Origin of the sequence: Streptomyces sp. NBC_01439 (genome assembly GCF_036227605.1) — a bacterium.
Lineage (GTDB): Bacteria > Actinomycetota > Actinomycetes > Streptomycetales > Streptomycetaceae > Streptomyces.
Genome location: NZ_CP109487.1, coordinates 2,536,227 through 2,549,012, shown reverse-complemented (window position 1 = coordinate 2,549,012; position 12,786 = coordinate 2,536,227). Strand labels below are relative to the sequence as shown.

Genomic DNA, 12,786 nt, shown 5'->3' with positions numbered 1-12,786 from the left:
CCCACGCGCACCCGCACGACACACGATCCTGGAGCGACCTGAATGAAGCCCGGCCTGCCGACCGCCATGGAACGGCCCCACTTCATCGGCATCGGCGGCGCCGGCATGTCCGGCATCGCGAAGATCCTGGCCCAGCGCGGAGCGCAGGTGGCCGGCAGCGACAGCCGGGGCGACTCCGAGACCGCCGAGGCGCTGCGCGCCCACGGCGCCACCGTCCACGGCGGACACGCGGCCGAGAACCTTGCCGCCGGTTCCACCTGCGTGGTCGTCTCCAGCGCCATCCGCGCCGACAACCCCGAGCTGGCCCGGGCCGCCGAGCTCGGCATCCCCGTCGTGCACCGCTCCGACGCGCTGGCCGCCCTGATGGACGGGCTGCGGCCGATCGCCGTCGCCGGCACGCACGGCAAGACCACCACCACCTCGATGCTGGCGGTGTCCCTCTCGGCCCTGGGCCTGGACCCCTCCTACGCCATCGGCGGCGACCTGGACGCCCCCGGCTCCAACGCCCACCACGGCGAGGGCGACATCTTCGTCGCCGAGGCGGACGAGAGCGACCGCACCTTCCACAAGTACACCCCGCAGGTCGCGATCATCCTCAACGCGGAGCTCGACCACCACGCGAACTACGCCTCCATCGACGAGATCTACGAATCCTTCGAGACCTTCGTCGGCAAGGTCGTGCCCGGCGGCACCCTCGTCGTCGCCCACGGCCAGGAGGGCGCGGCCGAGATCGCCCGCCGGGTCGCCGGCAAGGAGGGCCTCACCGTCGTCACGTACGGCGAGGAGGAGGGTGCCGACGTCCGGATCACCAAGATCACCCCGCGTGGCCTGACCAGCGAGGTCACCGTGGTCCTGGACGGCCGGATGCTCACCTTCACCGTCTCGGTCCCCGGCCGCCACTACGCGCACAACGCCGTCGCGGCCCTCGCCGCGGGCGTGGCGCTCGGCATCCCGGCGCACAACCTGGCGAGCGCGCTCGGCAAGTACACCGGCGTCAAGCGCCGCCTCCAGCTCAAGGGCGAGGCCGCGGGCGTCCAGGTGATCGACTCCTACGCCCACCACCCCACCGAGATGACCGCCGACCTCGAGGCCATCCGCGGAGCCGCCGGCGACTCCCGGATCCTGGTCGTCTTCCAGCCGCACCTCTTCTCCCGCACCCAGGAGCTCGGCAAGGAGATGGGCCAGTCCCTGGCCCTCGCCGACGCTTCCCTGGTCCTGGACATCTACCCGGCCCGCGAGGACCCGATCCCCGGCGTCACCAGCGAGCTGATCATCGCGGCCGCCCGGGCGGCGGGCGCCGACGTCACCGCCGAGCACGACAAGGCGGCCGTCGCCGACGCCATCGCGGGAATGGCGAAGCCCGGTGATCTCGTTCTCACCATGGGCGCGGGCGACGTCACGGACCTCGGTCCGGCCATCCTCGCCCGGCTGTCGAGCTGAAGGTACGAGGGAGCGGGAGAACCATGTCCTACGAGGTCGAGAAGACGGACGAGCAGTGGCAGGCGGAGCTGACCCCGTCCGAGTACCAGGTACTGCGGCTGGCGGGCACCGAGCCGGCCTTCCGCGGTGAATACACGGACACCAAGACGGAGGGCGTCTACTCCTGCCGCGGCTGCGGGTCCGAGCTGTTCCGCTCGTCGGAGAAGTTCGACTCGCACTGCGGCTGGCCGTCCTTCTTCGACCCGAAGGACACCGACGCGGTCGAACTGATCGCGGACACCTCGCACGGGATGGTCCGCACGGAGGTCCGTTGTGCCAAGTGCGGCTCGCACCTGGGCCACGTCTTCGAGGGGGAGGGCTACCCCACCCCGACGGACCAGCGGTACTGCATCAACTCGATCTCGCTGCGGCTGACCCCGACGGAGGGCTGACAGGCCCGCACCCGAGCCCCGGACCCCGACGGGTCCGGGGCTCGGGCGCACCCGCCGGCAACCGCCTGTGCCGCGCGGACTCCGACGGGGCCGCGGTCACGGGGCGGTCGGCCGTACGCCGGTGTCGGTGCGGTGCGGCAGCCAGAAGCAGGCCGCGGCCAGGAGCGCCGCCGTCGCGGCGCCGGTCAACACGGGGACGTTCCCCAGCCAGGCGGCCAGCGCGCCCGCGGACAGGGCCCCGACCGGGACGGTGGTCAGCAGCGCAGCCTGGGCGAAGCCGGCTACGCGGCCCTGGAGGTGGGGCGGGGCGATCAGCTGCTGGGTCGTTGTCATGGAGATCGCCCACACGGTCGCCGCGATGCCGAAGACCAGTTGGTAGGTGAGCAGTAGGGGGAAGGCGAGCCCCAGCGACGCCGCCGGGACGAGGAAGATCGCCAGGGCTGCCACCACCGCGCAGATCCGCGTCGCCCGGTACAGCTCGACGGACGTCGCGAACCGGCCGGCGAGCAGGACTCCGGCCACGGTGGCCACGCTGAAAGCGGCGTACACCATCCCCAACTGCCATGCGGGCAAGCTGAGTTCGCGGTTCGCGTACACGACGAAGAGTGCGTCCGCAGCCCCGCTGCCGAGGTTGAACCCGGCGCCCGCGAGCACCTGTCGGCGCAGTACCGGTTCCGCCCGGACCACCGCCAGCCCTTCACGGAGCGCGGCGAGCCGGGGGCCCCGGCGTCCGGCGGGCTCGGCCGGCTTGTTCAGCGAGGCGGGCAGGGCGAACAGCAGCACGGCCTCGACCGCATAGGCGGCGCTGCCGGCCAACAGGGCGGAGGACGCCCCGACGAGACCGACGAGGACGCCGCCCAGGGCGGGGCCGCCGATCATGCCCGTCGTACGGGCGCCGGTCAGGGCGGAGTTGCCGGTCAGGAGCTGCTCGGGCCCGACCACTCGGGGCAGCGCCGCCTGCAGCGCCACCGAGAGGGTCCAGGTCAGCGCACCCGAGAGGGCGGCCACCAGGTACAGGTGCGGCAGACCGAGGCTCCCGAGCGCCCCGGCGAGCGGCACCGAAGCGACGACCACCACCTGCAGCGAGGTGAGCGTGACGGCCAGGGTGCGCAGCCGGGCCCGGTCGGCGAGCACACCGGCGAGGGGGCTGAGCACGGCGCCGGGAAGATAGGTCAGGGCCAGCAGCGCGGACGCCCCGAACGGGCCCGCGTCCAGTTGGGTCACGGCCAGCATCGCCAGGGCCAGCGCGGTGATCTGCCGTCCGACGGAGCTGGCCGCCTGTTCGCCGCAGAGCAGCAGGAACGGGCGGTGCCGCCGCAGCGCACCCCACGGCGTGCCGCCGCGGACGGCGGCCGCGGCGGGGGGACGGGTCGGCGACGAGGTCACGGGTCAGACGCTCGTGCAGGGGACGGGCCAGCGGTTGAGGCGCGGTGGCAGTGCCACGGCCCACCCCTGCGTGACCAGGACGAGACGTTCGTCCGCGAGCAAGGACACGGCCTCGCGGTGCGGGGCGTCGAGCGCGTCGAGGGCCGTGGGTTCCTGCACGGTGAGGAAGGCGCCGAGCAGTGAAGGCTGGTCGATGGTGAACCGGGCCGAGGCCGAAGGGTCCCTGCGGTCCATGACCGTCACGAAATCCGGCCCGCGGCGGTGGTACAGCAGGCCGTACGCGTACCGGGACCGCCACACGGCCGCCCCGTCGGACCCGCCCGGAGGGGCGGTCCGGGGAGCCGGTGGCGGGAGGTGGTGCAGCAGCCCGGTGTCGAACGGCAGGACGTCGTCGTCCGGGACCCAGCGCACCGTGAGCGCCTGACTCTGGCAGTCGCGCAGGAAGCGCACGGCGTCCGCCGCGCCGCGTCCGCCCGCGCCCAGCGGCAGCGGCTCGTCCACCACCACCTGCCCGCCGGTCACAGGGCCGCCACCTCGGGGTCGGCCCCGGCCCCGGCCCCGTCCGTGACGGCGACCGTGCGGACCGGAGCGTTCCGCAGGGGCAGCGACACGTACGACCGTCCGTCGAAGAACAGCAGCCCCCGGGACACGCCCTCTCCGAGCCATTCCGTGAGCCGCTCGGAAGCGACCGGACGTCCCTCTTCGGCGAGGAGCCGGTGCAGGGCGGGCCCGGAGCGGCCGTGTTCCAGGTGCCGGAAGGCGGCGGCCTCCCAGCCGCTGAGCCGATGCGTCCGGGCCGGCCATCCGCGCCGCCGGTCGTGCACCAGTAGCTCACCGTCCGCGCCGGGTTCCATCAGCAGCGTCGAACCGGCGTGCCCGGCCCGCCACTCCGCGACGGCCGTTGCGAGCCGTTCCTCCGCCGGGCCGCCGATTCCGCGGGGCGGGGTGTCGAAGAGGTACACCAGGTCGGCCAGTTCCTCCTCGGGGAGGTCGTACACGTGGCCGTACATCTCGGCGGGGGTCCGCTCGGCGAACCCGAGGGCGGGATCGGCGAAGTGCGGGCTGAACCGCTCCAGCTGGATGCGGAACGCGCCGCCCGGTGGCTGCAGGTGGACGAGTGCGGGGATCTGGTCGACGACCGGGTCGTAGTCGTCCGCCGTCTCGCCCGGGAACCCGTACAGGTAGTTCCACGTGCACGTGAGCGACCGGTCGGCGCATTCCCGGAGCGTGCGGACGTTGCGGGACCCGGTGACGCCCTTGTCCATGAGGCCGAGCACGCGGTTGTTGAGGCTCTCGATCCCCGGCTGGATGTGCACCGCTCCTGATCGGGCCAGGAGCGCCAGTTGGTCCGCGGTGAGGTTGGACTTGACCTCGTAGTGCATCAGGAGGTCCCAGCCGCTGTCGGCGGCGAGCGGCAGGAAGTCCGTGAAGTACGCCATGTCGATGATGTTGTCGACCGTGACGACGTCGAGGATCCGGTGCCGCCGGACGAGCCGGTCGACTTCCGCCCACAACTGCTCACCGGGCTTGGCGCGGAACGCCATCGCCGAGCCGTTGAGACCGCAGAACGTGCAGTGGTGCTTCTCGCCCCACCAGCAGCCGCGTGCGCCTTCCACGACCAGTTTCGGACGGACGTACTCGGCCACCGGGGAGGCGTCGAGCTCCGCCTGCCAGATGTCGTAGTCGGGCGAGGCGATGTCACGCGGCGCCACCGTACGGCGGGTCTCCTCGTTCGCCCGCGAGGTCCCGCCGTCCCACCAGCACAGGCCCGGTACGTCGACGGGCGGGGTCCCGGAGTCCAGATGGGCCAGCAGGGCGGGGAACGCGTACTCCCCCTCCCCGCGCACCACGTGGTCGACGAAGGGATGGTTGCGGTGCAGGGCGTGGCCCATCGGCCCGTCGCAGTTGCTGCCACCGAAGACCACGGTGAGGCCGGGCCGGCGGCGCTTGAGCTCGGCGGCGAGCGCGAGCGAGGACACGTTCTGCATGAACGTACTGGTGAACCCGACGACGTCCGGGTCCTCGTCGAGGATCTCCGAGGCGCTGCGGGAGACGAAGTCCGCCGCGTGGACCCGCATGGCGTGCGCCTTGTCCACCGGGATGCCCCGCCGCTCCGCGTACGCGCCGAGCCGTGCGACGCCCCAGTCGGGGTCCCCGTAGAGCACGCCCGAGAAGACCCAGTCGCCGAGTCCGTCGAAGATCGAGTCGCTGCCCACCTCGGCGTGGTCGGCCGGGCGCAGCAGTCCGTCCGTCCGCTCCAGCAGGAACTCCGCCCAGCGCAGCGAACCGTGGAACTCCCGGACCTCGTCGAAGGGCCGGGTGCGGGTCAGGAGCGAGTGCAGCAGGCCGATCTGGAGCGAGGGCAGGTCGATCGACTGCCAGGGCATGGTCACCAGATGAACGCGCATGCGGTCCTCCCCGCCCGGCCGCGGCCCGTCCGCCGGGCCGGCCGATCGCCCGTCCCGCGGGGGACCCCGGCGCCCGGTGTCCGCACTGCCGCGCCGGGCGCCGGCTCCCGCCCGGTCAGGACGACGGTCGCTTGTCGATGGTGAGCCGGTCGCGCTTCCTGGTCTCGTCGCGGACGGCCACCTTCTTGATCTCCGGCTTGGTCCGGGTGTCGTCTTCTGGTGCCCTGTCGTTTTCCACGGTGCCTCCCGTTCCTCAAGTCCGCCGACCCTAAAAGCCGTTACTCGCGGTACGCAAGGGGTGATTTCGGCCGACGGGGCAGTGCGCCCTCCTTCGGGGCCTCGAGTTCGCCGAGGCGCCGGGCCGGATTCGAACCTGCGTCCAGCCGGAGGTTGCGGGCAGTCCTGCAGTCCCATCTCCCTTTGTCCCCACGGTCGTTAGCATGTGAGATCAGGGCTCGGCCCGGTGATCGCAGGGGGATGAGGACAGGTGTGGCTCAACAGGTCTTCGGACGGCAGGCCCCGCAGCCTACGCAAGGCGCTGAAGGCGGTGGAGCAAACCTTCCGGCCCGCACTGCTGACCGGAAGGGATCTGGACCTGGCCGCCGAGGCCTTCGGCCGGGCGCTCGTGGAGGCGCTCGACCATGACCCGGCGCTGGCGGCCGACCTGCTGGAGCGGCCGGGCCGTCGACTGCCCGCCGAGGGGTACGCGGCGGCCCTGGGGCCGACCCGACGGGCAGCGCTGCACGAAGCCGTCGGGCACGGGGACCGTACCGTCCTCACCGTGATCGCCGAGGCGGCGGGCCGCGCCGGAGACCTCGCGCTGGAACGTGAGGCCGGGGGCCGGCTGACGGCGCTGGCGGGTGAGCAGGACAGCGCCGACGGCCTCGTCTCCCTGCTCCGGCGCCGCCAGGACGCAGGTCTCCTCGACGTCGGCATGACGACGCAAGCCTTACGGGCGTACACCGCGAGGACCTCGCTCGCCCAGGACGCCGCGCTGTGGAGCACCTTCTTCGACCACCTCGCCGACCCCCTGGTGCCGGACCTGTACCCGGTGAAGCTCTTCCTCGGCCGCGGCGGCGATGCCGTGCGGCTCGCGGACAATCCCGTACGCAAGCGCGAGGCGCTCGACTGTTGTGCGACCTCGCAGCGCCTCGACGACGTCCTGGCCGCACTCGAACTGGCCCGGACCGAAGGCTTGTCCGAGCGGGTTCGGGACTTCCACGAGCGGGCCGGTGAACTCCTCCTCGCCGCGGGCCGGCCCGCCGAGGCACTCGCGCACTGCGAACAGGCCGGCCGACACGATCTGGTGAGCCGCTGCCACGAGCAACTCGGCGACTACCTGGCCGCTCTCGCGACCTGCCCCGCGGAGGAGCCCGACCGGCTGGCCTCCCTGGCCGCCGCCTGCCGCCCGTACATCGACGACCAGGTGCAACGGGGCGACCGGATCGCCGCCCTCGGGCTCGTCTCGGACATCCTCGGCCAACTGGAACGTGCCCCGGGTCCGACGGACCTGATCGTCGACCGGAAGGCCGAACTGGAGGGGGTGCGCGCGGCCGTCGTCGCGGTCGAGCGGCGTCGTCTGGACGATCTGCTGCGGCAGGCGCCCGCGCCGGACCGCCGGGCCGTGCACCTGGAGTGGAGCCGGTTCGAGGAGGCGGCCGGGCAGACCGCGGTAGCGGCGGGGCACGCCGAGGACGGCGGTGATCTCTACCGTGCGCACACCCTCTTCCGGAAGGCCGAGCGGTTCGGCGACGCCGACCGCGTCCTCAAGAGCGAGGACTCGGCCGAGGGCCGGGCGGCTCGCGCCGCGGCCCGCGAGGCCGGCGGCGACCTGCTCGGCGCGGCCCGCCTGCACGAGCAGGACGGGCGGTACGAGGAGGCCGTCGCCCTCTACGGCCGGGCGGACGACGCCTCGGCGGCCGCCCGCTGTCTGATCCACTGGAAGGGCGGGGAGGCGATCGAGGACCCGCGGCTCGCCCCGTTCCTGCGCCGGACGGGCGACATCGCCGAGCTCGTCGAGCGATGCCTGGACGCCCTGGAGCACAGGGGGCGCGACTCGGCGGCCGCCGGGATCCTGAAGTCACTGGTCGAGCAGGACGACGCGGCCGTCCCCGAGCTGCAGCGGGAACGGGTGGGCCGGGCCCTGCAGGCGATCGGCGCCGTCGGCCGCAAGGTGTTCGAGGAGCGGGTGGCCGAGTGGGCGCAGCGGGCCCGCGCCGAGACGGACGCCCGCTTCGCCACGGTCTGGGGTCTCGACCTCGGCACCCACTCGTGCGTGGCCGCCCTCTACGACGCGCACAGCGGGCAGCCGGTGATCTGTCCGGACGGAGTGAACCCCCAGTTCGCCTCCACCTTGACGGTGACCAAGGGGGGCGAGGAACTCGTCGGACTGACCGGCGACCAGATCCTCGCCTCCTGGGTGGTCGGCCACATCAGCGCGTCCAAGCGGCGGATGGGCGACGGCATGTCCTACACCATCCTCGACCGCTCCTACCGGCCGGAAGAGGTCGCCGCACGCCTGATCGCGCACGCCCGTACGCTGGTGGAGAAACACCTCGCCGGGCAGGTACGGGAACGGCTCGGCGAGCTGGCCCGCGAAGCGCTCGGCCAGGTCCGCGACGAATGGCTGGAGTGGGCGGCCGAGCACCACGACCTCACACTGAAGCGGGACGAGGTGATCCTCACCATCCCCGCGTACTTCCTCAACAACGCCAAGCACGCCACCCGCAGCGCGTGCGAGATCGCCGGGGTGAAGGCCAGGCGCCTGATCCACGAACCGACGGCGGCCTGCCTGGCGGCCGCCGCCCAGCGGCGGTTGAGCGGCGAGGTCACCGTCGTGGACCTCGGCGCGGGCACCCTCGACGTGAGCGCCATGGAGGTCTGGGGCAACCGCTACCAGGTCCGGAACATCCTCGGCGACAACGAGTACGGCGGGTACGACTTCGACCGCATCGTGGCCGACGAGCTCGCGCGGCGGCTCCGCGCCCGCGGACTCGAGGTCCCGGCGACCGGCCGGGCCCGCCGACGGCTCGAACTGGCCGCCGAGCACCTCAAGATCGCCCTCTCCTCCCAGCGCGAGGCCGAATACATCCTCAACGCCTACCTCGGGCAGCCGGAAGTGCGCCTGGAGCTGACCCGCGACGAGCTCGCCGTCCTGCTCGCCGACTCGCTGCGCACCCTGCGCGACGTCTGCGAGCGGATGATGGACGAGCGCGGCCTCCCGCCCGACCACCTCGTCCTGGTCGGCGGCCCGATGCTCTCGCCGCTGATCAGCGGGACCGTGGAGGAGGTCTTCGAGGCCGAACGCACGGTCCTGTTGGACGCCCGGACGGCCGTGGCCCGCGGTGCCGCGCTGGAAGGGGCGGTGCTCTCCGGCCTCCTCGAGGACGTCCAACTGGAGGACGTGACCCCCTTCGACCTCGGGATCGCGGTCGCCGAGGCCGACGGCACCACGGGCTTCTCCGTCCTGATCGAGCGGAACACACCCATTCCGACCCAGGCGGCGAAGACCTACACCACGACCCGGGACCTTCAAACGGAGGTGGAGGTCAAGGTCTACATCGGCCGGATCGAGCCACGTGCGCTGGTGGGGGTCCTGCGGCTGACGGGCATCCCGCCGGTCGCGCAAGGAGTACCGCAGATCGAAGTGACCTTCGGCTTCGACAGGAGCTGCGTCCTGACGGTCACGGCGCGCGATACGGTGACCGGGAACAGCAGCTCGGCCGAGTTCACCGAGACGACCCTGCTCGCACCGAGCGAGATCGAGACGATGTCGCGGCGGCACTCCGTCCAGCGCGAACTGGAGGAACTCGGGCGCGCCCTGCGCCGGCTGGTGGAGGAGGCGATCGAGCTCGGCGACTGCGAGCCGCTCTGCCACGAGTTCCGCGAGCGCCTGCGCGCCCACCGGCCCTCCCGCCAGGCCCTGGACCCGGCCGTGCAGGGCATGCTCGCCGAGATGTACGGCCCGCAGTCGGCCGAGCTGGAGGGCGAACTCCTCTCCCTGCGCGCCCCGTTGCGGGACCTGCTGACCACCGCGCAGGACCACCTCGCCCAGCCGGTCCTGGCGGAACGGGCGGCCGCGGGACAGCACCTCGCCCACCAGCTCGGGGTGCACCTCGACGCCATGCGGCAGGGCATGGCCCGGCTGAGGCGCTGGAACGGCGTGCTCGCGGCACTCGCCGCGGTGGACAGCGACCCGCTGACGCGCTTCCGCGCACTGCACGACGCCGGTGACCACGGTCGGGCGCTCCAGGCGCTGGAGGAACTGACCGAGCCGCTCACCGCCCCCGACGATCTCCGGCGACGGCTGCACTGCCTCGCCGGCGCCGGGGACGTAGCGGGCTACCGGCGGACGCTGCTGGCCGACGCGGCTCGGCTGCGCGCGGTCGTGCTCGATCCGGAGGAGCTCGGGGCGTTCGTGGCGTCGGCCAGGTCCGCCCTGGTACGGGTGGCGGACGGCAGCGGCCAGGAGGGCAGCGGGTTCCTGATCTCGGACCGCCACGTCCTGACCAGCCGGCGGTGGTCGGCTCAGGACCCCCAGGGGATGACGGTGCGACTGGTCGAAGGGGAGCGGGCCGTGCGCCGGGTCTTCCTAGCCGACTCCTCCGCCATCGATACGGCCGTGCTGCTCCTGGCCGAGCCGGTGCAGGCGGCGCCGCTGCGCCTGGGCTTCCCCCGGCTCGTCCACATCGGCGACCTCGTCTGGGCCCCCGCCCCGGACGAGGCACTGCTGCCCGGCATCGTCGAGAAGTTCGAGGTCTTCCCGGAGCATCGGCTCCAGTTGTTCAAGACCGATCTGGGACTGCCCCCCGAAGCGTCCGGCGGCCCCCTGCTCAACGAGCTCGGCGAGGTGATCGGCACGCTGGTCGTGCGCGCGGAGACGGAGCCCGCCTTCGCCGTCACCACCGACTCGCTGGCCGCCCTGCTCGCGAGCGCCGGATTCGGTCTGACGGGCGCGGCCGGCGGAGACGGGAGGTGAGTGCGGTGACCGGCGCCGCGGACGGCCGGCTGCTCGACGGGCGCTACCGGCTGCGCGCGGCGCTGGGGGCGGGCGGGATGGGCGAGGTGTGGCGCGCCCACGACGAGCTGCTCGACCGGGAGGTCGCGCTCAAGCTGATCCACCCTGCCGCGGCGCAGGACATGCACTTCCGGGCCCGGTTCGAGCGCGAGGCCAGTTTCACCGCACGGCTGGCCGGAGACCCGCACATCGTCACGGTCTACGACTTCCGGAAGGACCCCTGCTACCACGTGGTGATGGAGCTGGTCGAGGGCAGCTCGCTGGACACCTTGGTCCGCGACGGGGCGCCGCAACCCCTGATCGACGTACTCGCATGGGCCCGCCAGATCTGTGCCGCGCTGCACACCGCGCACGCGAAGGAGATCGTCCACCGGGACCTCAAGCCGTCGAACGTCATCCTGACCCGGACCGGAACCGTCAAGGTCGTGGACTTCGGCATCGCCGCGCTGCTGCCCGGAGCCGCCCCGGGCAGCCGGGGCCTGACCAAACTGACGGAGATCGGGCACTTCCTCGGCAGCCCGCCCTACGCCTCCCCGGAACAGATCCGGGGCGTGGCGGTCGACGCCCGCGCCGACCTCTACTCGCTCGGCTGCCTCCTGTACGAACTGGTCACGGGCGCAACGCCGTTCGGAACCGGGGCGGTCCATACCGTCCTCGCCCGACACCTCCACGAACCTCCGCCCTCACCGACGGAGCTCCGTCCCGACCTGCCCGCCGGCCTGGAACGGCTCATCCTCGACCTGTTGGCCAAGGACCGCGAGGCCCGGCCGCCGGACGCCGCGGCCGTCAGCGGCCGGCTCCGGCAGCTGGAGGCGCCCCGTGGCTACACGCCCACGCGGGCCGACCCGCTCGCCGACCCGCTCGCCGCAGCGGCGGCCCCGCGATCGCCGGACGGCGGGACGTCCCCGGCCACCGCGCTGCACCTCGCGCGGGTCTTCGACTTCCGGGGGCCCGACGGCGAGCCGGCCATCGCACCCGACCGCGAGCACGTGACCTCCGCCGAGGAGTGCGCCGCGCTGCTCAGGTTCCTCCGGGAGGCTCCCGTGGCCCTGCACGGCCTCGTACCGGAACCGGACCGCCTTGATCCGGCCCGGAGCAGGGTGGTGCCCGCCGGTTTCCGCACCGACGGCCTCTGGGTCTGGTCCGACCAGATCGCCTACTACCTCGAACGCTACCGGTGCGCCCCGGACCCGGCCCTGCGCCACCACCTCGCGCAGCGCGCCCCGCAGCGGCCGGACGTTCCGGTACGGCTCCTGAGCGCTGCCGGGAAGCTCGTACGGGGCGAGCCCCGGGGATCGCTGACCGGCCGACCGGCCGCCGATGCCCGGTAGTCCGCCGCCTCGACCCGAAGGACCCGGGCTCAGGTCCCCGGGCGGCTGCCGAGGGCGGTGGCCAGGGCCCGGGCCTGGTCCGGCGTGATGCCGAGGGCGAGCGGTACCCGGCGGGGGCTGTACGGGGACGAGCAGACGGCGATCGGATGGTCGCCGGTCACGGTCCACCGGGGTCCGCCGGCCGGGTCCGGCTCGCCGAGCAGCATCGCGGCCAGAGCGCCGGTGGCCTCCGGCCGGATCCCGCAACGGGACAGCGCGCGGGCCACGGTGTCGTATGCCTCGCCGGGCAGGTCGGCGTCGCCGAGCACGGGCAGCAGCAGGAGGAGGCGCTCGGACGGATCGGTCAGCCCCGCACCGCCTTCCCTGGTGCTCGTGGCGAGCGCGAGGAGCTCGGTCCAGGACAGGCCCGGGCCGGCCCCGTCGGCACCGCACTGGCCGAGATGGCCGAGGCGCCCCCACTCTGGATGGTGGACGAAGAAGTCGACGTCGTTCTGGTCCTCCTCGTTGGCGTAGACGGCGTAGACCGTGTGCCCGCCGTCGCAGCAGACCCTCAGGACGGGCCAGGGCTGCTCGGGGTCGCCGAGCCGCTCCACCATGGCGTCGTAGGCCGCCGCGTCCACCCCGTACGGTTCGACCGGTTCACCGGGATCGCCCATCGTCAGCAGGACGTGAGCCAGCCAGAACGCGGGGTCCTTCGCGAGGTCCTCACTCGCGACCAACTCGCTGCCTTGCAGGTACTCGGGGACGTGCACGCCGATGCTCATGCGAGGAGG

Annotated in this window: 9 protein-coding genes; 4 read left to right on the top strand and 5 right to left on the bottom strand. The window is 73.1% G+C overall.

Annotation, left to right across the window (positions count from 1 at the left end; all coding sequences use genetic code 11):
* Positions 1–42: 42 nt before the first annotated feature.
* Together murC and msrB are read left to right on the top strand one after the other, a co-directional pair.
* Complete coding sequence (gene murC / locus OG207_RS11190; RefSeq protein ID WP_329098209.1) at positions 43–1,440, top strand: UDP-N-acetylmuramate--L-alanine ligase; 1,398 nt, start codon at positions 43–45, stop codon at positions 1,438–1,440.
* Positions 1,441–1,463: 23 nt separating this feature from the next.
* On the top strand, positions 1,464–1,871 hold the full coding sequence (msrB, locus tag OG207_RS11185; protein WP_329098207.1) for a peptide-methionine (R)-S-oxide reductase MsrB: 408 nt from the start codon (positions 1,464–1,466) through the stop codon (positions 1,869–1,871).
* A 96-nt stretch (positions 1,872–1,967) separates the two neighbouring features.
* Here msrB and OG207_RS11180 read toward each other — a convergent pair whose 3' ends face one another.
* The 4 genes from OG207_RS11180 to OG207_RS11165 all read right to left on the bottom strand — a co-directional run bounded on the left by OG207_RS11180 (position 1,968) and on the right by OG207_RS11165 (position 5,903).
* Positions 1,968–3,257 (bottom strand): MFS transporter, encoded by a 1,290-nt coding sequence (locus OG207_RS11180; protein ID WP_329098205.1) that lies wholly within the window; start codon positions 3,255–3,257, stop codon positions 1,968–1,970.
* A gap of 3 nt (positions 3,258–3,260) precedes the next feature.
* Complete coding sequence (locus OG207_RS11175) at positions 3,261–3,779, bottom strand: DUF5825 family protein (RefSeq protein WP_329098203.1); 519 nt, start codon at positions 3,777–3,779, stop codon at positions 3,261–3,263.
* A complete protein-coding gene (locus tag OG207_RS11170) occupies positions 3,776–5,665 on the bottom strand; it encodes a RiPP maturation radical SAM C-methyltransferase (protein WP_329098201.1) in 1,890 nt (629 codons plus the stop codon). Before OG207_RS11170 ends, OG207_RS11175 begins: the two co-directional genes overlap by 4 nt.
* Positions 5,666–5,780: 115 nt before the next feature.
* A complete protein-coding gene (locus OG207_RS11165; RefSeq protein ID WP_329098199.1) occupies positions 5,781–5,903 on the bottom strand; it encodes a hypothetical protein in 123 nt (40 codons plus the stop codon).
* A gap of 309 nt (positions 5,904–6,212) precedes the next feature.
* On the opposite strand from OG207_RS11165, the gene OG207_RS11160 reads away from it, so the two are divergent.
* Together OG207_RS11160 and OG207_RS11155 are read left to right on the top strand one after the other, a co-directional pair.
* Complete coding sequence (locus OG207_RS11160; protein WP_329098195.1) at positions 6,213–10,643, top strand: Hsp70 family protein; 4,431 nt, start codon at positions 6,213–6,215, stop codon at positions 10,641–10,643.
* Positions 10,640–12,013 carry a serine/threonine-protein kinase gene (locus OG207_RS11155; RefSeq protein WP_329098192.1) on the top strand — a complete coding sequence of 458 codons (1,374 nt, stop codon included), beginning with the start codon at positions 10,640–10,642 and terminating at the stop codon, positions 12,011–12,013. Before OG207_RS11160 ends, OG207_RS11155 begins: the two co-directional genes overlap by 4 nt.
* 29 nt (positions 12,014–12,042) lie before the next feature.
* Here the strand turns inward: OG207_RS11155 and OG207_RS11150 are convergent, their stop codons facing one another.
* The gene (locus OG207_RS11150) at positions 12,043–12,777 is read right to left on the bottom strand and encodes a hypothetical protein (RefSeq protein WP_329098190.1); all 735 of its coding nucleotides are present in this window, start codon (positions 12,775–12,777) and stop codon (positions 12,043–12,045) included.
* Between the last annotated feature and the right edge of the window lie 9 nt (positions 12,778–12,786).